16 protein-coding genes and 1 tRNA gene are annotated in these 21,761 nt (G+C 51.6%); 9 read left to right on the top strand and 8 right to left on the bottom strand.

Annotated elements, in window-relative coordinates; all coding sequences use genetic code 11:
- Positions 1-101: 101 nt before the first annotated feature.
- Entirely contained in the window at positions 102-1,760 is a 1,659-nt protein-coding gene (locus AACU19_RS08675) for an ATP-dependent endonuclease (RefSeq protein WP_000599806.1), read from the top strand.
- Here AACU19_RS08675 and AACU19_RS08670 read toward each other — a convergent pair.
- Entirely contained in the window at positions 1,757-2,713 is a 957-nt protein-coding gene (locus tag AACU19_RS08670; protein ID WP_138983876.1) for a VirK/YbjX family protein, read from the bottom strand. The two genes, AACU19_RS08675 and AACU19_RS08670, sit on opposite strands and share 4 nt — an antisense overlap.
- Positions 2,714-2,863: 150 nt before the next feature.
- Between AACU19_RS08670 and macA the strand changes: the two genes are divergently transcribed.
- Positions 2,864-3,979, top strand: coding sequence for a macrolide transporter subunit MacA (macA, locus tag AACU19_RS08665; protein WP_000746460.1), 1,116 nt, complete (start codon positions 2,864-2,866; stop codon positions 3,977-3,979).
- Entirely contained in the window at positions 3,976-5,922 is a 1,947-nt protein-coding gene (macB, locus tag AACU19_RS08660; RefSeq protein ID WP_039020462.1) for a macrolide ABC transporter ATP-binding protein/permease MacB, read from the top strand. The genes macA and macB overlap by 4 nt, the downstream gene beginning before the upstream one ends.
- A 72-nt stretch (positions 5,923-5,994) precedes the next feature.
- Here the strand turns inward: macB and cspD are convergent, their stop codons facing one another.
- On the bottom strand, positions 5,995-6,219 hold the full coding sequence (cspD, locus tag AACU19_RS08655; RefSeq protein WP_000410785.1) for a cold shock-like protein CspD: 225 nt from the start codon (positions 6,217-6,219) through the stop codon (positions 5,995-5,997).
- Positions 6,220-6,368: 149 nt separating this feature from the next.
- On the opposite strand from cspD, the gene yljB reads away from it, so the two are divergent.
- The 3 genes from yljB to clpA all read left to right on the top strand — a co-directional run bounded on the left by yljB (position 6,369) and on the right by clpA (position 9,169).
- Positions 6,369-6,443: a protein YljB gene (gene yljB, locus AACU19_RS08650; RefSeq protein WP_001406719.1), complete on the top strand. Its 75-nt coding sequence runs from the start codon at positions 6,369-6,371 to the stop codon at positions 6,441-6,443.
- Between the two features lie 98 nt (positions 6,444-6,541).
- Positions 6,542-6,862: an ATP-dependent Clp protease adapter ClpS gene (clpS, locus tag AACU19_RS08645; RefSeq protein ID WP_000520781.1), complete on the top strand. Its 321-nt coding sequence runs from the start codon at positions 6,542-6,544 to the stop codon at positions 6,860-6,862.
- Between the two features lie 30 nt (positions 6,863-6,892).
- Positions 6,893-9,169: an ATP-dependent Clp protease ATP-binding subunit ClpA gene (gene clpA / locus AACU19_RS08640; RefSeq protein WP_105278102.1), complete on the top strand. Its 2,277-nt coding sequence runs from the start codon at positions 6,893-6,895 to the stop codon at positions 9,167-9,169.
- 343 nt (positions 9,170-9,512) lie between these two features.
- On the opposite strand, the gene AACU19_RS08635 is transcribed toward clpA, so the two are convergent.
- The 6 genes from AACU19_RS08635 to trxB form a co-directional block, all read right to left on the bottom strand.
- A tRNA-Ser gene (locus AACU19_RS08635) sits at positions 9,513-9,600 on the bottom strand.
- Positions 9,601-9,846: 246 nt separating this feature from the next.
- A complete protein-coding gene (gene infA, locus AACU19_RS08630) occupies positions 9,847-10,065 on the bottom strand; it encodes a translation initiation factor IF-1 (RefSeq protein ID WP_001040187.1) in 219 nt (72 codons plus the stop codon).
- A 284-nt stretch (positions 10,066-10,349) separates the two neighbouring features.
- Complete coding sequence (aat, locus tag AACU19_RS08625) at positions 10,350-11,054, bottom strand: leucyl/phenylalanyl-tRNA--protein transferase (protein WP_032183842.1); 705 nt, start codon at positions 11,052-11,054, stop codon at positions 10,350-10,352.
- 41 nt (positions 11,055-11,095) lie between these two features.
- Entirely contained in the window at positions 11,096-12,817 is a 1,722-nt protein-coding gene (gene cydC, locus AACU19_RS08620) for a heme ABC transporter ATP-binding protein/permease CydC (protein WP_105278101.1), read from the bottom strand.
- Positions 12,818-14,584: a heme ABC transporter permease/ATP-binding protein CydD gene (cydD, locus tag AACU19_RS08615; protein ID WP_105278100.1), complete on the bottom strand. Its 1,767-nt coding sequence runs from the start codon at positions 14,582-14,584 to the stop codon at positions 12,818-12,820.
- 122 nt (positions 14,585-14,706) lie between these two features.
- On the bottom strand, positions 14,707-15,672 hold the full coding sequence (gene trxB / locus AACU19_RS08610) for a thioredoxin-disulfide reductase (RefSeq protein WP_105278099.1): 966 nt from the start codon (positions 15,670-15,672) through the stop codon (positions 14,707-14,709).
- A 544-nt stretch (positions 15,673-16,216) separates the two neighbouring features.
- Between trxB and lrp the strand changes: the two genes are divergently transcribed.
- The 3 genes from lrp to lolA all read left to right on the top strand — a co-directional run bounded on the left by lrp (position 16,217) and on the right by lolA (position 21,761).
- Positions 16,217-16,711 (top strand): leucine-responsive transcriptional regulator Lrp, encoded by a 495-nt coding sequence (gene lrp, locus AACU19_RS08605; RefSeq protein ID WP_000228473.1) that lies wholly within the window; start codon positions 16,217-16,219, stop codon positions 16,709-16,711.
- Positions 16,712-16,845: 134 nt separating this feature from the next.
- Positions 16,846-20,991: a DNA translocase FtsK gene (gene ftsK / locus AACU19_RS08600; RefSeq protein WP_105278098.1), complete on the top strand. Its 4,146-nt coding sequence runs from the start codon at positions 16,846-16,848 to the stop codon at positions 20,989-20,991.
- A 158-nt stretch (positions 20,992-21,149) separates the two neighbouring features.
- Positions 21,150-21,761, top strand: coding sequence for an outer membrane lipoprotein chaperone LolA (gene lolA / locus AACU19_RS08595; RefSeq protein WP_001295343.1), 612 nt, complete (start codon positions 21,150-21,152; stop codon positions 21,759-21,761).

Raw genomic sequence — 21,761 nt, 5'->3', positions numbered from 1 at the left:
AGACATTTGCCATGCTTAAATGTGATGTCATCACGTATTAGCACGGCCTTTCCCGTTATACTGCCAGCGTAAAGGATAAGTCACATATTTCTGGAGGGGATATGATTCTTGAGCGCGTTGAAATTGTGGGTTTTCGCGGTATCAACCGTTTATCGTTGATGCTGGAACAAAACAACGTCCTGATTGGGGAGAACGCGTGGGGTAAATCCAGCTTGCTGGACGCCTTAACCCTGCTGCTATCGCCAGAATCAGATCTCTACCATTTTGAGCGCGACGATTTCTGGTTTCCGCCGGGAGATATCAACGGGCGGGAACATCATCTGCATATTATTTTGACCTTCCGCGAATCGCTGCCAGGCCGTCATCGGGTACGCCGCTATCGACCGTTGGAAGCATGCTGGACGCCATGCACCGATGGTTATCATCGAATTTTTTATCGCCTGGAAGGGGAGAGTGCGGAAGATGGCAGTGTGATGACACTCCGCAGTTTTCTCGATAAAGACGGACATCCGATTGATGTCGAGGATATTAACGATCAGGCACGCCATCTGGTGCGTTTAATGCCGGTGCTGCGCTTGCGTGATGCCCGTTTTATGCGCCGTATTCGTAACGGCACGGTGCCAAATGTCCCTAATGTGGAAGTCACCGCGCGCCAACTCGATTTCCTCGCCCGTGAATTATCCTCACATCCGCAAAATCTCTCTGATGGACAGATTCGTCAGGGACTTTCCGCAATGGTGCAGCTGCTTGAGCATTATTTCTCTGAGCAGGGGGCTGGACAAGCGCGATATCGTTTAATGCGGCGGCGGGCCAGTAATGAGCAACGAAGCTGGCGCTATCTGGATATCATCAACCGGATGATTGACCGGCCTGGAGGGCGCTCGTATCGGGTTATTTTGCTCGGCCTGTTTGCTACTTTATTGCAGGCAAAAGGCACATTGCGGCTGGATAAAGACGCACGTCCATTATTGCTGATTGAAGATCCAGAAACGCGTTTACACCCTATTATGCTTTCAGTTGCCTGGCATCTGTTGAATCTTCTGCCATTGCAGCGCATTGCCACCACCAACTCGGGTGAGTTGCTTTCGTTAACGCCGGTAGAGCATGTTTGCCGTCTGGTACGTGAGTCCTCTCGCGTTGCCGCCTGGCGTCTGGGGCCGAGTGGCTTGAGTACCGAAGACAGCCGACGTATCTCTTTCCACATTCGTTTTAACCGTCCGTCATCGCTGTTTGCTCGCTGCTGGCTGCTGGTGGAAGGCGAAACGGAAACCTGGGTTATCAATGAACTGGCGCGTCAGTGTGGACATCATTTTGATGCCGAAGGGATCAAGGTCATTGAGTTTGCCCAGTCCGGGCTAAAGCCACTGGTTAAATTTGCCCGTCGAATGGGGATTGAATGGCATGTACTGGTCGATGGCGATGAAGCCGGGAAGAAGTATGCCGCTACGGTACGCAGCCTGTTGAATAACGATCGGGAAGCCGAACGAGAACATTTAACGGCGTTACCGGCGCTGGATATGGAACATTTTATGTATCGCCAGGGATTTTCTGATGTGTTCCACCGCGTGGCGCAGATCCCGGAAAATGTGCCGATGAATCTGCGTAAAATTATCTCGAAAGCGATCCATCGCTCTTCCAAACCCGATCTTGCCATTGAAGTGGCAATGGAGGCCGGCCGTCGTGGTGTGGACTCCGTACCGACGCTGCTGAAAAAAATGTTCTCACGCGTGCTGTGGCTGGCGCGCGGTCGGGCAGATTAACTACAAAACATCGTGGCCATTTGTGGCTGAATAGTGTCGAGCATCTCATAGCGCCGACGATATTCAGCCCGTTTTTTACTGGCGATTTCGGCAATCTCTTTTCGTGCTATCTGTGCCGGAAGGCGGTAATGGCGTTCAGCGTCACATACGCCGCCAACCGATTCCCAGAAAGCGTTGTAATCTGCATGGATCTTGCCCTCTTTATCGCGATAACGCAGGCTGCGGTAAATATGCGTTTCATTGCTGACGGCAATGATCTGCTCTACCTGCAAACGTTGGGCAAACAGACAGGCCGCTTCCATCACGAGACGTTTGGGAAATAGCCCGTGGCAGGCTTTCGTCGCATTCTGGATTTCCTGATGTGGAATTTCCCATTTCGCACCTTGCAGCCCGCCAATAAACATTGTTCTTTTCCCCTGGTATTCACACAGAGTAAAGGTGATCTCTGCCAGAGGAATACCTTCGCTGTTGCGGAACAGGATTGTGCTGTCACCTTCTTTATCCATTGAGATCATCATGGTCAGCTCAAGTGTGAACTGCTCGCCGTTTTTGCCTTCCAGCTTCGCCAGTTGCAGCCCGGGAGTATTCAAATATAAGCTGAATTCTTCTGCCGACATGCAGGCACGAAGCAATGCATAATGGTAACGTAACGCCTCCAGCAATTGCTTGCGGCTAAGATTCGCCGCAAGGTAAGGGCGATGCAGACGCACAGGCAGTCGCGGCTGGCGCGTTAACAACACATGGAGATTCGGCCAGTGGGAAAGTTCGTTCATCCACTCAACGCTTAAACGCGGCATAATCAACGAGCGCAGCAAAAATTTCTGGCGAAAACTACGGCGATGCCAAAATTTACCCGGCCGACACTGTCCACGTGCCAGACTAAGAAAAAGTGACAGGCTGCTGAGAGATTCAGATGGCGTAAAGGTCCGTTCAGTTAGCTGCGACATATTCATGAAATCAATGGTTATACATAACGTCGATTTCACCATGGCGTATCTTAACCAAACATCAATAGTGTGATTACTAACGTAAATTTTAGGGTTTTGTTGATATTTCGTTGAAGTTAATGACCCGGATTGGCATATGGAGTATTCAGAATATTTATGAAAAAGCGGAAAACCGTGAAGAAGCGTTACGTTATTGCGCTGGTGATAGTCATTGCCGGGCTGATTACGTTATGGAGAATTCTTAACGCACCCGTGCCGACTTATCAGACGCTGATTGTGCGCCCCGGTGATTTACAGCAAAGCGTGCTGGCGACCGGAAAGCTGGACGCGCTGCGTAAGGTTGATGTGGGCGCGCAGGTCAGCGGTCAGTTGAAAACGCTGTCGGTGGCGATTGGCGATAAAGTAAAAAAAGACCAGCTTTTAGGGGTTATTGATCCTGAACAAGCTGAAAACCAGATCAAGGAGGTGGAAGCAACGCTGATGGAGCTACGCGCGCAGCGGCAGCAGGCGGAAGCGGAGCTGAAACTGGCGCGGGTGACGTATTCCCGTCAGCAACGTCTTGCACAAACGCAGGCGGTTTCACAGCAGGATCTCGATACCGCCGCGACGGAGATGGCTGTGAAACAGGCGCAAATTGGCACCATTGACGCACAAATCAAGCGCAATCAGGCCTCACTCGATACGGCTAAAACCAATCTCGATTACACCCGCATCGTTGCCCCGATGGCCGGGGAAGTCACGCAAATCACCACTCTGCAAGGTCAGACGGTGATTGCCGCACAACAAGCACCGAACATTTTGACGCTGGCAGATATGAGTACCATGCTGGTAAAAGCGCAAGTTTCTGAAGCGGATGTAATTCACCTGAAGCCGGGGCAAAAAGCCTGGTTTACAGTGCTTGGCGATCCGCTGACGCGCTACGAGGGGCAAATCAAGGATGTGCTACCGACGCCGGAAAAGGTTAATGACGCTATTTTCTATTACGCCCGTTTTGAAGTTCCAAACCCCAATGGTTTGCTGCGGCTGGATATGACCGCGCAAGTGCATATTCAGCTCACCGATGTGAAAAATGTGCTGACGATCCCTCTGTCGGCGTTAGGCGATCCAGTCGGTGATAATCGTTATAAAGTCAAATTGTTGCGTAATGGTGAAACACGCGAGCGTGAAGTGACGATTGGCGCACGTAACGATACCGATGTTGAGATTGTCAAAGGGCTGGAAGCGGGCGATGAAGTGGTGATTGGTGAGGCCAAACCAGGAGCTGCACAATGACGCCCTTGCTCGAATTAAAGGATATTCGTCGCAGCTATCCTGCCGGTGACGAGCAGGTTGAGGTGCTGAAGGGCATCAGCCTCGATATTTATGCTGGTGAGATGGTGGCGATTGTCGGCGCTTCGGGTTCCGGTAAATCGACCCTGATGAATATTCTCGGCTGCCTGGATAAGGCCACCAGCGGCACCTATCGCGTCGCCGGTCAGGATGTTGCCATGCTGGACGCCGATGCGCTGGCGCAACTGCGTCGCGAACACTTCGGCTTTATTTTCCAGCGTTACCATTTGCTTTCACATTTAACCGCCGAGCAGAACGTTGAAGTACCCGCCGTCTATGCCGGTCTTGAGCGGAAACAGCGGTTGCTTCGCGCCCAGGAGTTACTGCAACGACTGGGGCTGGAAGACCGTACAGAGTATTACCCGGCACAGCTTTCGGGTGGTCAGCAACAGCGCGTCAGCATCGCGCGGGCATTGATGAACGGCGGTCAGGTAATTCTTGCCGATGAACCAACCGGCGCACTGGACAGTCATTCTGGCGAAGAGGTGATGGCGATCCTGCATCAGCTGCGCGATCGCGGGCATACGGTGATTATCGTTACCCACGATCCGCAGGTCGCTGCTCAGGCCGAGCGGGTGATCGAAATTCGCGACGGCGAAATTGTGCGCAATCCTCCCGCCATTGAAAAAGTGAATGTTGCTGGCGGGACGGAGCCTGTTATCAACACGGCGTCTGGCTGGCGGCAGTTTGTCAGCGGTTTTAACGAGGCGCTGACGATGGCGTGGCGGGCGCTGGCAGCGAATAAAATGCGTACTTTACTGACCATGCTGGGGATTATTATCGGTATTGCGTCGGTGGTTTCCATTGTCGTGGTCGGCGACGCCGCCAAACAAATGGTGCTGGCGGATATTCGTTCTATTGGTACGAATACTATTGATGTCTATCCCGGGAAAGATTTTGGCGATGACGATCCGCAATATCAGCAGGCGCTGAAGTACGACGACTTAATCGCCATCCAAAAACAACCGTGGGTCGCCTCAGCCACACCTGCCGTCTCGCAAAACCTGCGCCTGCGTTATAACAATGTCGATGTGGCTGCCAGTGCCAATGGCGTGAGCGGCGATTATTTCAATGTCTATGGCATGACCTTCAGCGAAGGGAATACCTTTAATCAGGAACAGCTGAATGGCCGTGCGCAAGTCGTGGTTCTCGACAGCAATACTCGCCGTCAGCTTTTCCCCCATAAAGCAAATGTGGTTGGCGAGGTTATCTTGGTTGGTAATATGCCAGCGAGAGTCATCGGCGTGGCAGAGGAAAAACAGTCGATGTTTGGTAGCAGTAAAGTGCTGCGTGTCTGGCTACCTTACAGCACGATGTCCGGGCGAGTTATGGGCCAGTCGTGGCTGAACTCTATTACTGTCAGGGTGAAAGAGGGCTTTGACAGCGCCGAGGCGGAACAGCAACTCACGCGTTTACTTTCACTGCGCCACGGTAAGAAGGATTTCTTTACCTGGAACATGGACGGCGTCTTGAAAACCGTTGAAAAGACCACACGTACTTTACAACTGTTTCTGACGCTGGTGGCGGTGATTTCGCTGGTGGTGGGCGGTATTGGTGTAATGAATATTATGCTGGTGTCAGTGACCGAGCGGACGCGGGAAATTGGCATTCGCATGGCTGTAGGTGCGCGAGCAAGCGATGTTTTGCAACAGTTTCTGATCGAAGCCGTGCTGGTTTGTCTGGTCGGCGGTGCGTTGGGAATAACACTGTCACTGTTAATTGCTTTCACCTTGCAGCTTTTCTTACCCGGTTGGGAGATCGGTTTTTCACCGTTGGCACTGCTGCTGGCGTTTCTCTGCTCGACGGTCACCGGGATTTTATTTGGCTGGTTACCCGCACGAAATGCGGCACGACTGGATCCAGTAGATGCTTTGGCACGAGAGTAATTTTTGAGATAAAAATGCCAGCCGATCGGGCTGGCATTTTGCCTGTAGGATGTACACAATGAGACAGAAGAGCTATGCGACTGCCGCTTCTACTTCGACGGGCACAATAACACTGGCGTGATTGCCTTTTGGCCCCTGGTGGACATCAAACTGAACGGATTGTCCAGCTTTTAGCGTTCTGTAACCATCCATCTGAATGGTGGAATAATGAGCGAAAATATCTTCGCCGCCGCCTTCAGGGCAGATGAAACCAAACCCTTTGGCATTGTTGAACCACTTAACAGTACCCTTTTCCATGCTTCGACATCCTTCGCAAATCTTATACAAGTAAGATGGAATAAACCGGGGTCAGAGAGGGGGCTGTTCAAAACCTCGCCAACTCTAGAAATACAATTTAGAGAATTAGGGCGAGCCGTCAAGCATTTGACAGGGGCCAGGGGGCAGGTATGAATCAAAAATTTGAAGCAGTTAACGCTATTGACAGGAATGTGACAGATGTCGCTGATGCCAACGATAGATGATAGTTATCTATCATGTGGAGTAGATTGGTCAGGCAAATAAGCTCTTGTCAGCGGCAGGGCGTTCTGCCGATAACCGTAACCGAAGATGATAACTGACAATGGGTAAAACGAACGACTGGCTGGACTTTGATCAACTGGCGGAAGAAAAAGTTCGCGACGCGCTAAAACCGCCATCTATGTATAAAGTGATATTAGTCAATGATGATTACACTCCGATGGAGTTTGTTATTGACGTGTTACAAAAATTCTTTTCTTATGATGTAGAACGTGCAACGCAATTGATGCTCGCTGTTCACTACCAGGGGAAGGCCATTTGCGGAGTCTTTACCGCCGAGGTTGCAGAAACCAAAGTGGCGATGGTGAACAAGTACGCGAGGGAGAATGAGCATCCATTGCTGTGTACGCTAGAAAAAGCCTGAATGCAGGCATAAAAATTGGGGGAGGTGCCTATGCTCAATCAAGAACTGGAACTCAGTTTAAATATGGCTTTCGCCAGAGCGCGCGAGCACCGTCATGAGTTTATGACCGTCGAGCACTTGTTACTGGCGCTGCTCAGTAACCCATCTGCCCGGGAGGCGCTGGAAGCGTGTTCCGTGGATTTGGTTGCGCTCCGTCAGGAACTGGAAGCCTTTATTGAACAAACCACACCCGTTCTGCCTGCCAGTGAAGAGGAGCGCGACACACAGCCAACGCTGAGTTTTCAGCGTGTACTGCAACGTGCGGTCTTCCATGTCCAGTCCTCCGGTCGCAATGAGGTTACCGGTGCAAACGTTCTGGTCGCTATCTTTAGCGAACAGGAGTCGCAGGCGGCATATCTGTTGCGCAAACATGAAGTCAGCCGTCTCGATGTGGTGAACTTTATCTCTCATGGCACGCGTAAAGACGAGCCGACACAGTCTTCTGATCCTGGCAGCCAGCCAAACAGCGAAGAACAAGCTGGTGGGGAGGAACGTATGGAGAATTTCACGACGAACCTGAATCAGCTTGCGCGTGTGGGCGGAATCGACCCACTGATTGGTCGTGAGAAGGAGCTGGAGCGTGCTATTCAGGTTCTCTGCCGTCGCCGTAAAAACAACCCGCTGCTGGTGGGGGAATCCGGTGTCGGCAAAACCGCGATTGCGGAAGGTCTTGCCTGGCGAATTGTTCAGGGCGATGTGCCGGAAGTGATGGCTGACTGTACGATTTACTCTCTCGATATCGGTTCTCTGTTAGCGGGCACAAAATATCGCGGCGACTTTGAAAAACGTTTTAAAGCGTTGCTCAAGCAGCTGGAGCAGGACACTAACAGCATCCTGTTTATTGATGAGATCCACACCATTATCGGTGCGGGTGCAGCCTCTGGTGGTCAGGTTGATGCGGCTAACCTGATCAAACCGTTGCTCTCAAGCGGTAAAATTCGCGTAATTGGTTCGACAACCTATCAGGAGTTCAGCAACATTTTCGAGAAAGACCGTGCTCTGGCGCGTCGCTTCCAGAAAATTGATATTACTGAACCGTCGATCGAAGAAACCGTACAGATCATCAACGGCCTGAAACCGAAGTACGAAGCGCACCATGACGTGCGTTATACCGCAAAAGCGGTGCGTGCAGCGGTAGAGCTGGCGGTGAAATACATTAACGATCGTCATCTGCCGGATAAAGCCATTGACGTTATCGACGAAGCGGGCGCTCGCGCACGCCTGATGCCGGTAAGCAAACGCAAGAAAACCGTTAATGTGGCGGATATTGAGTCCGTGGTGGCCCGTATTGCGCGCATTCCAGAGAAGAGTGTTTCTCAGAGTGACCGCGATACCCTGAAAAACCTCAGCGATCGCCTGAAAATGCTGGTCTTCGGTCAGGATAAAGCCATTGAGGCGCTGACTGAAGCCATTAAGATGGCGCGTGCAGGTTTAGGTCACGAACATAAACCAGTCGGTTCGTTCCTGTTTGCCGGCCCTACCGGGGTCGGGAAAACAGAGGTGACGGTACAGCTTTCGAAAGCTTTGGGCATTGAGCTTCTGCGCTTTGATATGTCCGAGTATATGGAACGCCATACCGTCAGCCGTCTGATTGGTGCGCCTCCGGGATACGTTGGTTTTGATCAGGGCGGTTTGCTGACTGATGCGGTCATCAAGCATCCTCATGCGGTGCTGCTGCTGGACGAAATCGAGAAAGCGCACCCGGACGTGTTCAATATTCTGTTGCAGGTGATGGACAACGGTACGCTGACCGATAACAACGGACGCAAAGCGGACTTCCGTAACGTGGTGCTGGTGATGACCACTAATGCCGGGGTGCGGGAAACTGAGCGTAAATCCATTGGTCTTATCCACCAGGATAACAGCACCGATGCGATGGAAGAGATCAAGAAGATCTTTACACCGGAATTCCGTAACCGTCTCGACAACATTATCTGGTTCGATCATCTCTCCACCGACGTGATCCATCAGGTAGTGGATAAATTCATCGTCGAGTTGCAGGTTCAGTTGGATCAGAAAGGTGTTTCTCTGGAAGTGAGCCAGGAAGCGCGTGACTGGCTGGCCGAGAAAGGTTACGACCGGGCAATGGGCGCACGTCCGATGGCGCGTGTCATCCAGGACAACCTGAAAAAACCGCTCGCCAACGAACTGTTGTTTGGTTCGCTGGTGGACGGCGGTCAGGTGACGGTTGCGCTGGATAAAGAGAAAAATGAGCTGACTTACGGATTTCAGAGTGCACAAAAGCACAAGGCGGAAGCAGCGCATTAATCTAATTGTTAGGTAGGTTGGTGAAGTCCGTAATCTCGAAAGAGGTTACGGACTTTTTATTTGTAGGGTGGAATGGTGAAAACCCTATTTTTGGAGGTGAAGGTAAGTTGTTGATAATTAATGGTGCTGGAAGGTAAGAATAAAAAAGGGTGGCAGCAGGAAAATGAGATGATTTTTCTTTATTAACAACGAGCTAAACGTGTAGTATTTGAGTTCACTGCCGTACAGGCAGCTTAGAAAGCCAACCGAAAGAAAAACTCGATTTTTATACCGTTCACTGCCGTACAGGCAGATAAAATGCGAAAAAAAAGCCCGTACTTTCGTACGAGCTCTTCTTCAAATATGGCGGTGAGGGGGGGATTCGAACCCCCGATACGTTGCCGTATACACACTTTCCAGGCGTGCTCCTTCAGCCACTCGGACACCTCACCAAATTGTTTTGCTGCCTGACCTCATGGGGGGCAACGGGGCGCTACTATAGGGAGTTGGAGTAAAACGGTCAAGAAGAATTTTACTGACAATTCTCGTTTGCTCATACTGTAAACAAGTTGTGCAGTATATCTACATCGAGACAAGTTATGTACTTATACTTCCAACGTTCTTCGTACAAAATAAAAAGGCCGGTTAAACCGACCTTTTACGCGTTCTTTCTCTTCGCCCATCAGGCGGTAAAACAATCAGCGACTACGGAAGACAATGCGGCCTTTGCTCAGGTCGTACGGGGTCAGCTCAACAGTCACTTTGTCGCCCGTCAGGATGCGGATGTAGTTTTTACGCATTTTACCGGAGATGTGTGCAGTAACCACGTGACCGTTTTCTAACTCTACGCGGAACATGGTGTTAGGCAACGTTTCAAGAACGGTACCTTGCATTTCAATATTGTCTTCTTTGGCCATCTAATCCTCTGGGGTATCACTACCGTAATTTGAACCGGCAAGATAATGCCGAAGTTCTGTAAATAAGTAAAGATTTGCGCGCTAAATCGCAACAAACAGGTTCGGCACATTACTCCGAAAACACACGGCTAAGCCGCACCAAAAGCGCAACGTATAAGGGAGCGGTGAGATAAACGATGGGCGTTACCTGACGCGAAAAATTCCTTATCGGCAGCGGGGTAATGAGCGTAACCAACTCTGCGACCGCAATTATAACACTCTGGGGAGAAATGTGCCGAAAACATTCATTCTTGTGGTGAAAACAAGCACCGTGGTACCCAGAAATTATTCGGCAATCGTCCGAGGCGCATTTGATTGAGATAATTTAGATAATCCCGGCGGGGAATTTCGCAGGCACCAAGCGAAGCTGTGTGATCGTTAAGGACCTGGCAGTCGATAAGTTTGCCACCGTGACGGATAAATTCATCACAGAAGACCAGTAGCGCTGTTTTGGACGCGTTTTCCATCCGGCTGAACATAGACTCGCCACAAAATAGCGTTCCCTGGGCCACGCCGTACATACCGCCGACAAGCTCATCTTCACACCAGACTTCGATGGAGTGGGCATGACCGAGTTCGTGAAGGCGATGGTAGGCTTCGACCACGCCACGCGTGATCCAGGTTCCTTCTTCGCGATCGCTGGCACAGCCTTCAATGACCTGACCAAAGGCGTAATTCATCGTGACACGATAGGGCGAGCGTTTATGAAATCGTTTCATACTACGGCTGATATGCAATGATTCAGGCCATAGTACCGCGCGAGGATCGGGCGACCACCAGAGGATGGGGTCGCCTGGAGAAAACCACGGAAAAATACCACGCTGATAAGCCATTAACAGGCGCGCAGGGCTAAGATCGCCCCCCAGTGCCAGCAGGCCGTTAGGCTCACGTAATGCGCCTTCCGGGGAAGGGAAGGCTATTGAATGGCGAGAAAGCTGAACCAGGCGCATGACCGCAAAACCCCACGCAAGTCGGATCGTTCAATAATAGCTTACAAACCCTGCTTAAACTGGTAATAACGCCCCTGTCGGGCAAGCAGTTCTGCGTGAGTACCTTGCTCAATAATTTGCCCGTTGTCCATCACTATTATTTGCTGGAAACGAGAGAGCCCGCGAAGTCGATGGGTGACCATTAACACCGTTTTCTCACGCATCATTTCTGCAAGTAATTCAAGGATCTGACTTTCAGTTGTGGCATCTAAGCCTTCGGTAGGTTCATCCAGCAATACCAGTGGCGCATCATGTAACAGCGCACGGGCGATAGCCAGACGGCGCAGTTCACCACCGGAGAGCTGGCGTCCGCCTTCACCTAACCAACTGTTGAGACCTGCATCCTCGAGCAGCTTCTCCAGACCAACTCGACGCAAGATCTCCGCCAGAGCTTCATCACTACTGCCAGGCGAGGCGAGTAACAGATTATCACGCAGCGTGGCGCTAAACAGATGCACTCGCTGTGGCACAACGCTGATGGTCTGGCGCAGAGTTGCTTCGTTCAGGCTGGCTATGGGACTATCGTTAAGTAAAATCTCGCCCTGTTGCGGGTCCCATGCGCGGGTCAGCAGTTGTAACAATGTTGATTTACCGCATCCGGTTCGCCCGAGAATCGCCATATGTTCTCCGGCGTTTACCTGAAGAGAAATCCCTTTCAGTGCTTGTTGGGATTGCTCCGGATAAGTGAACTGAACATCCCGTAACGTCAGCGAAACACGATCGGCAACATGAGTTTGGCTATCAGGGAAGGTGACTTCCGGTTTTTGATCCGTTAAATCAGTGATCCGTACGGCAGAGGCAATGACTTGCCCCAGATGCTGAAATGCACCCGTTACTGGTGCCAGTGCTTCAAACGCGGCTAACGCACAGAAGACAAACAGGGCAATTAACGCGCCTGGTTGAGTATTGCCACCAACGCCGCCAGACGCCATCCACAGCATCAGGATCACCGCTAACGCGCCAATTAACAGCATTATTGCTTGCGACAAAGCTGTCAGTTCAGATTGACGGCGTTGCGCTTCCAGCCACTGAATTTCAGTATTCTCTAATTGCGTGCGATAACGATCGCTGGCACCAAAAATGGTCAGCTCAGCTTGCCCTTGCAGCCAGGCTGTCAGTTGTTGGCGATACTGCCCGCGAAGATGAGTCAGATTTTGCCCGGTGCTTTTTCCCGCACGATAAAACAGCGGTGGCATCAGGAAAAGCGTCAGTAACATAATGCCACCCAGCGTAAAGGCGAGGGTGAAATCAAGGAAACTTAACCCGATTGTCACCACCATAATCACCACAAAAGCGCCCACCAGCGGCGAGATAACGCGCAGGTAAAGATGATCGAGCGTATCAACATCCGCCACCACGCGGTTGAGCAATTCGCCCTGACGATAGCGCGCCAGTCCGGCTGGGGAGAGGGGGAGCAATTTGCTGAAGGTGTAAATGCGCAGATGCTGCAACACGCGGAAAGTCGCGTCGTGACTTACCAGACGTTCAAAATAGCGCCCGGCAGTACGGGTGATTGCTGCGCCACGCACGCCCGCAGCGGGTAGCATATAGTTGAAGCTGTACAGTCCTGCAACGCCCGCCACTGCTGAGGCGGAGAGGAACCAGCCGGAAAGTGTCAACAGACCGATACTGGCGAGCAGTGTGACAATTGCCAGCACAATGCCAAGGCTTAACATCCATTTATGACGTTTATACAGAGCCAGATAGGGTAGCAAAGCGCGCATTTAAATCTCCTCCTGACGATGGGCCAGCAATGTGGCAAAAGGACCGTTAGCCACGCTTAATTCCGCGTAACGTCCTTGCTCGATAATCTGACCATCCTGCATTACCCAAATGACATCCCAGTCAGCAAGATCTTCTAACTGGTGGGTGACCATTAACGTTGTCTGGCGCAGAGAGGCGGCATTCAGCGCCTCCATTACGCGCTGTTCACTGTGAGCATCAAGGCTTGCTGCGGGTTCATCCAACAGTAATAGCGAACAGGGATTCAGTAATGCACGCGCCACCGCCACACGTTGTGCCTGGCCTACGGAAAGGCGGGCAGCCTGGTCGCCAACAGGCGTATCAACTCCTTGTGGCAGGAGCGGTAGAAACTCACAGACCCACGCGTTATCCAGTGCTGTTTGTAACTCTTGTTCGCTGGCATCAGGTCGTGCCAGCAGTACGTTATCCCGTAATGTTGCTGCTGGTAATTGTGGATTTTGACCAACCCAGGAGAGATGCTTACGCCATGATTCTGGTGATAAATCACGTAATTCTATTCCGTTGATTCGTAGCGATCCCTGATATGAAAGAAAACCGGAAAGCGCATTCAGTAGTGAGCTTTTACCTGAACCGCTACGACCAACCAACACCGCTCGTTGGCCTGCTGGCAAAGTAAAATTCAACGGACCTGCCAGCGTTTTACCTTCCGGCGACGTGATAAACAGATCCTCGGCCTCAATGGTCACCGGATCGGCCGACGTTAATTCAGCCTCACCGCGCTGCGGATGGGCGAGCGGGGTTTCCATAAACGTTTTCAGACTGTCCGCCGCGCCAACAGCCTGGGCTTTAGCATGATAAAACGTACCCAGATCGCGCAATGGCTGGAAAAACTCCGGCGCAAGGATCAGGGCCAGAAAACCCGCAGCCAGCGTCACACCAGTATCATAGTGACCAAAATCCAGCTCGCCGAGATAGGAGAAACCAAAATAGACCGCCACCAGAGCAATCGACAGCGAGGTAAAGAATTCCAGAATGCCGGAGGATAAAAACGCCAGCCGTAACACTTCCATTGTCCGTTGGCGGAAATCTTCCGAAGCAGAACGAATACTTTCAATTTCAGCTTCGCCACGACCAAAAATACGCAATGTTTCCATGCCGCGCAGGCGATCGAGGAAATGTCCACTTAAGCGAGCAAGAGCGAGAAAGTTGCGTCGGTTAGCATCGGCAGCCCCCATTCCAACCAGCGCCATAAATAACGGAATTAACGGAGCAGTGCCCAGCAGAATGAGCGCCGCAGCCCAGTTAGAGGGGAAGATCGCCACCACAATCAGCAACGGCACCGACACTGCCAGCGCCATTTGCGGCAGGTAGCGTGCATAGTAATCATGCATATCGTCAATTTGCTCGAGTACCAACGTCGCCCAGCTCCCCGCCGGTTTACCCTGAATCCACGCTGGCCCTGCTTGTTGCAGACGGTCGAGAACCTGACGTCGGATAGCAAAGCGGATATGCTGCCCGGCGTGATAACCCACCCGTTCTCGTAACCAGACCACCCATGCGCGCAGTACAAAGGTCAGAACCAGTAACGTAAAGGGAAGCAGCAGGGCTTCACGGGGAATATTCTCCATAATCATATGTTGCAGAATTCGCGCCATGAACCAGGCCTGGGCAATGATCAATATGCCGCTCACAAAGCCCAGCAGACGAGAAATATTCAGCCAACGTTGGGAGATGACGCTTTGCTGTTTTAACCAGCGGGTTAACTCTTTTTGACGGGATTTATTCATTGCACGCTTAGCAGGTGAGTTATCAGAATTATTTGCAGAGCAATGTTACAACGGGGAAAAAATAAAGGCGACCCATAGTCGCATGGTGTCGCCTTCTTTACTTTTGTTACTGATTTGTAAAATTATTTTGCGTCAGCTAAACCATCGAGGTAGCGTTCCGCATCAAGTGCCGCCATGCAGCCTGTACCGGCAGATGTAATGGCCTGGCGATAAATATGATCCATCACGTCGCCTGCGGCAAAGACGCCAGGGATGCTGGTCTGGGTGGCATTACCATGAATACCCGACTGCACTTTGATGTAGCCGTTTTCCAGTTCCAACTGCCCTTCGAAAATAGCCGTGTTCGGGCTGTGGCCGATAGCAACAAACAGACCGGCAACGTCGAGTGATTCGATGTTTTCGCTGTTTTGTGTATCGCGCAGACGAACGCCAGTGACGCCCATCTGATCGCCGGTCACTTCTTCCAGCGTACGGTTGGTGTGCAGAATGATGTTGCCGTTTTCCACTTTATCCATCAGACGCTTAATGAGGATTTTTTCCGCACGGAAACTGTCACGACGGTGGATAAGATGCACTTCCGAAGCGATGTTAGACAGATACAGCGCCTCTTCAACCGCGGTATTGCCGCCGCCGATGACCGCAACTTTCTGGTTGCGATAGAAGAAACCGTCGCAGGTTGCACAAGCAGAAACTCCACGCCCTTTAAAGGCTTCTTCAGAGGGCAGGCCGAGATAGCGAGCAGAAGCTCCAGTGGCAATAATCAGCGCATCACAAGTGTATTCGCCGCTATCGCCAGTAAGACGGAACGGACGATTCTGCAAATCTACTTTGCTGATGTGATCAAAAATGATTTCAGTTTCAAATTTAGCGGCATGTTCGTGCATGCGCTCCATTAATAACGGACCGGTCAGATCGTTTGGATCGCCTGGCCAGTTTTCCACTTCCGTGGTGGTGGTCAGTTGGCCGCCTTTTTCCATGCCGGTAATCAGCACAGGTTGCAGGTTGGCGCGCGCCGCGTAGACAGCAGCGGTGTATCCCGCCGGGCCTGAACCCAGGATAAGCAGTTTACTGTGTTTGGTCGTGCCCATGAGATCCCCATAGTTGTTGGCAGACAATGGGCAGGATTGTAGGGAATTTACAGACGTAAAAAAAGAGTATGACGATTTTGTTAACAATTTGTGCAATCGGCAGTATCGATAAGCAGGTCAAACTCCCTCCGGCATTATCACCTCTGCTACTTAAATTTCCCGCGTTATAAGCCGATTAAATGATGAATAAACGCCCCTGTTAATGAATATCTGGCATGTTGTACTAAAAATCGATGTTTTGCTTTGACAATCCCCTGGTGTTTTGCGAAAACATTCGAGGAAGAAAAAAAACAGTATTCTTATATGCGCATAACCATGCATGTAAATACCATGTTTACCGTGCTAGTGAAATCTACGTATGGCGTGGACAGACGCCATTCGTGATGTCGATAGCTGCCACCAGGCAACGGTCTTCTCACCGTAGACCAGGCATTGCGCGCCGTGAATCTTAATGATTTCGGTCTATCGTGACGGGTAGCGACTCTGAACAGTGATGTTTCAGGGTCAGACAGGAGTAGGGAAGGAATACAGAGAGACAATAATAATGGTAGATAGCAAGAAGCGCCCTGGCAAAGATCTCGACCGTATCGATCGTAACATTCTTAATGAGTTGCAAAAGGATGGGCGTATTTCTAACGTCGAGCTTTCTAAACGTGTGGGACTTTCCCCAACGCCGTGCCTTGAGCGTGTGCGTCGGCTGGAAAGACAAGGGTTTATTCAGGGCTATACAGCGCTGCTGAACCCCCATTATCTGGATGCATCACTTCTGGTATTCGTTGAGATTACTCTGAATCGTGGCGCACCGGATGTGTTTGAACAATTCAATACCGCTGTACAAAAACTTGAAGAAATTCAGGAGTGTCATTTAGTATCCGGTGATTTCGACTACCTGTTGAAAACACGCGTGCCGGATATGTCGGCTTACCGTAAGTTGCTAGGGGAAACCCTGCTGCGTCTGCCTGGCGTCAATGACACGCGGACATACGTTGTTATGGAAGAAGTCAAGCAGAGTAATCGTCTGGTTATTAAGACGCGCTAACACGGAACAGGTGCAAAATCGGCGTATTTTGATTACACTCCTGTTAATCCATACAGCAACAGTACTGGGGTAACCTGGTACTGTTGTCCGTTTTAGCATCGGGCAGGAAAAGCCTGTAACCTGGAGAGCCTTTCTTGAGCCAGGAATACACTGAAGACAAAGAAGTCACATTGACAAAGTTAAGTAGCGGCCGCCGCCTTCTGGAGGCGTTGCTGATCCTTATTGTCCTGTTTGCCGTCTGGTTGATGGCTGCCTTACTAAGCTTTAACCCTTCGGACCCCAGCTGGTCGCAAACGGCCTGGCATGAGCCTATCCATAATTTAGGTGGAATGCCCGGTGCGTGGCTGGCAGATACGCTGTTCTTTATTTTTGGCGTGATGGCTTACACCATTCCCGTCATTATCGTCGGCGGCTGTTGGTTTGCCTGGCGTCATCAGTCCAGTGACGAATACATTGATTATTTTGCCGTTTCGCTACGCATCATTGGCGTTTTGGCGCTCATCCTTACCTCTTGTGGTCTGGCGGCAATCAACGCTGACGATATCTGGTATTTTGCCTCCGGTGGCGTCATCGGCAGCTTACTAAGCACTACGCTACAACCACTGCTACACAGTAGCGGAGGAACTATTGCGCTGCTCTGCGTTTGGGCTGCGGGCCTGACGTTGTTCACCGGTTGGTCATGGGTGACCATTGCTGAAAAACTCGGCGGCTGGATTTTAAACATTCTCACCTTCGCCAGTAATCGTACTCGTCGCGATGATACCTGGGTCGATGAAGATGAGTATGAAGACGACGAAGAATATGAAGATGAAAATCACGGCAAACAGCATGAATCACGCCGTGCCCGTATTCTTCGCGGCGCGTTAGCGCGTCGTAAACGTCTGGCGGAAAAATTCATTAATCCGATGGGGCGGCAAACAGATGCTGCGTTGTTCTCCGGTAAGCGGATGGATGATGAAGAAGAGATTACCTACACTGCACGCGGTGTGGCTGCCGACCCTGACGACGTCCTCTTTTCGGGCAATCGTGCAACGCAGCCAGAATATGACGAATACGATCCATTATTAAACGGTGCGCCAATTACCGAACCTGTTGCTGTAGCAGCTGCTGCTACCACGGCGACACAAAGCTGGGCTGCACCGGTTGAACCTGTGACTCAGACGCCGCCAGTTGCCTCTGTTGATGTTCCACCTGCGCAACCTACAGTAGCCTGGCAGCCTGTACCGGGGCCACAAACGGGAGAGCCGGTTATTGCTCCTGCACCGGAAGGTTACCCTCAGCAGCCACAATATGCGCAGCCTGAAGTGCAATATAATGAGCCGCTGCAACAACCTGTACAGCCACAGCAGCCGTATTATGCGCCTGCGGCGGAACAACCTGTGCAACAACCTTACTACGCTCCTGCGGCGGAACAACCTGTTCAGCAGCCGTATTACACAACTGCGGCGGAACAGTCTGCGCAACAGCCGTATTACGCCCCTGCGCCAGAACAATCGATGGCAGGTAACGCCTGGCAAGCCGAAGAGCAGCAATCTACTTTTGCTCCACAGTCTACATACCAGACTGAGCAAACTTATCAGCAGCCAGCCGCTCAGGAGCCGTTGTACCAACAGCCGCAACCCGTTGAACAGCAGCCTGTTGTGGAGCCTGAACCCATTGTAGAAGAGACAAAACCCGCACGTCCGCCGCTTTACTATTTTGAAGAAGTGGAAGAGAAGCGTGCCCGTGAACGTGAACAACTTGCGGCTTGGTATCAACCGATTCCTGAACCGGTTAAAGAACCAGAACCGATCAAATCTTCGCTGAAAGCACCTTCTGTTGCAGCAGTACCTCCAGTGGAAGCCGCTGCTGCTGTTTCTCCGCTGGCATCTGGTGTGAAAAAAGCGACACTGGCGACGGGGGCTGCCGCAACCGTTGCCGCGCCAGTTTTCAGTCTGGCAAATAGCGCTGGACCGCGTCCGCAGGTCAAAGAGGGGATTGGCCCGCAGTTGCCACGACCGAAACGCATCCGCGTGCCAACTCGTCGTGAACTGGCGTCTTACGGTATTAAGCTGCCCTCACAGCGTGCGGCAGAAGAAAAAGCCCGTGAAGCCCAGCGCAATCAGTACGATTCCGGCGATCATTATAACGATGATGAAATCGATGCGATGCAGCAGGATGAACTGGCGCGTCAGTTCGCCCAGACGCAGCAGCAACGCTATGGCGAACAGTATCAACATGATGTGCCAGTCAACGCAGAAGATACAGATGCTGCAGCAGAGGCAGAACTGGCTCGTCAGTTTGCTCAAACTCAACAGCAACGTTATTCGGGCGAACAACCGGCTGGGGCGAATCCGTTCTCGCTGGATGATTTCGAATTTTCGCCAATGAAAGCTTTGCTGGATGATGGGCCACACGAACCGCTGTTTACGCCAATTGTTGAACCTGTACAGCAGCCGCAACAACCGATAGCGCCGCAGCAGCAATACCAGCAGCCGCAACAACCGATAGCGCCGCAGCAGCAATACCAGCAGCCACAACAACCTGTAGCGCCGCAGCAGCAATATCAGCAGCCGCAACAACTGGTTGCACAGCAGCCGCAATATCAGCAGCCGCAACAGCCGGTTGCACCACAGCCGCAGTATCAGCAGCCACAACAGCCGGTTGCACCACAGCAGCAATATCAGCAGCCGCAACAGCCAATTGCGCCGCAGCCGCAGTATCAGCAGCCACAACAACCGGTTGCGCCGCAGCCGCAGGATACCCTGCTTCATCCACTGTTGATGCGCAATGGCGACAGCCGTCCGTTGCATAAACCGACGACGCCGCTGCCTTCTCTGGATTTGCTGACACCGCCGCCGAGCGAAGTGGAGCCGGTAGATACCTTTGCGCTTGAACAAATGGCGCGCCTGGTGGAAGCGCGTCTGGCTGATTTCCGTATTAAAGCCGATGTCGTCAATTACTCTCCGGGACCGGTTATCACTCGCTTTGAATTAAACCTGGCACCGGGCGTAAAAGCGGCGCGCATTTCTAACTTGTCTCGTGACCTTGCCCGTTCACTTTCGACGGTGGCGGTGCGTGTCGTTGAAGTTATTCCTGGCAAACCTTATGTAGGTCTGGAGTTACCGAATAAAAAACGACAAACCGTTTATCTGCGCGAAGTGCTTGATAATGCGAAGTTCCGCGATAATCCGTCACCATTAACTGTGGTGCTGGGTAAAGATATCGCCGGTGAGCCGGTGGTTGCCGATCTGGCGAAGATGCCGCACTTGTTGGTTGCGGGGACTACTGGTTCCGGTAAATCTGTCGGTGTGAACGCGATGATCCTGAGCATGCTTTATAAAGCACAGCCAGAAGATGTGCGTTTCATCATGATCGACCCGAAAATGCTGGAGCTTTCGGTTTATGAAGGCATTCCGCATCTGTTAACGGAAGTTGTTACTGATATGAAAGATGCCGCCAACGCGCTGCGCTGGTGTGTTAACGAGATGGAGCGTCGTTATAAACTGATGTCTGCGCTGGGTGTGCGTAATCTGGCGGGTTATAACGAAAAAATTGCTGAAGCCGATCGCATGATGCGTCCGATTCCAGACCCGTACTGGAAGCCGGGTGACAGTATGGATGCCCAGCATCCGGTGCTGAAAAAAGAACCGTACATTGTGGTGTTGGTGGACGAATTTGCCGACCTGATGATGACGGTAGGTAAAAAAGTGGAAGAGCTGATAGCACGTCTGGCGCAAAAAGCCCGTGCCGCGGGTATCCACCTCGTACTGGCAACTCAACGTCCATCGGTTGATGTTATTACTGGTCTGATTAAAGCGAATATTCCGACCCGTATCGCCTTTACCGTATCCAGTAAGATTGACTCACGTACCATTCTTGATCAGGCTGGCGCGGAATCCCTGCTGGGTATGGGGGATATGCTCTACTCTGGGCCGAACTCCACGCTGCCAGTACGTGTCCACGGTGCTTTTGTTCGCGATCAGGAAGTTCATGCCGTAGTACAGGACTGGAAAGCGCGTGGTCGCCCACAATATGTTGATGGCATCACCTCCGACAGCGAAAGCGAAGGTGGTGCGGGTGGTTTCGATGGCGCTGAAGAACTGGATCCGTTGTTCGATCAGGCAGTGCAGTTTGTCACTGAAAAACGCAAAGCGTCAATTTCAGGCGTACAGCGTCAGTTCCGCATTGGTTATAACCGTGCAGCGCGTATTATCGAACAGATGGAAGCGCAAGGGATTGTCAGCGAACAGGGGCACAACGGTAATCGTGAAGTGCTGGCCCCACCGCCGTTTGACTAATTAATGCATCGTAGGCCGGATAAGGCGCGGTAGCGTCGCATCCGGCAATCTGGTAACTGAAAATTCAGTATTTTCTTCTTTCCTCAAGCTGATTATTAGCCTGGAATAGAGAGTAGAGGGAGCTCCCGGTCGGGAGTGACGTAATTTGAGGAATAATGATGAAAAAAATTGCCATCACCTGTGCATTACTCTCAAGCTTAGTAGCAAGCAGCGTTTGGGCTGATGCCGCAAGCGATCTGAAAAGCCGCCTGGATAAAGTCAGCAGCTTCCACGCCAGCTTCACACAAAAAGTGACTGACGGTAGCGGCGCTGCGGTGCAGGAAGGTCAGGGCGATCTGTGGGTGAAACGTCCAAACTTATTCAACTGGCATATGACTCAACCTGACGAAAGCATTCTGGTTTCTGACGGTAAAACACTGTGGTTCTATAACCCGTTCGTTGAGCAAGCTACGGCAACCTGGCTGAAAGATGCCACCGGTAATACGCCGTTTATGCTGATTGCCCGCAACCAGTCCAGCGACTGGCAGCAGTACAATATCAAACAGAATGGCGATGACTTTGTCCTGACGCCGAAAGCCAGCAATGGCAATCTGAAGCAGTTCACCATTAACGTGGGGCGTGATGGCACAATCCATCAGTTTAGCGCGGTGGAGCAGGACGATCAGCGCAGCAGTTATCAACTGAAATCCCAGCAAAATGGGGCTGTGGATGCAGCGAAATTTACCTTCACCCCGCCGCAAGGCGTCACGGTAGATGATCAACGTAAGTAG

It is taken from the genome of Escherichia sp. MOD1-EC4550 (genome assembly GCF_963876935.1).
Lineage (GTDB): Bacteria > Pseudomonadota > Gammaproteobacteria > Enterobacterales > Enterobacteriaceae > Escherichia > Escherichia coli_F.
Note: the sequence above shows the minus strand (reverse complement) of the source record. Positions and strands in the feature narration are given on the sequence as shown.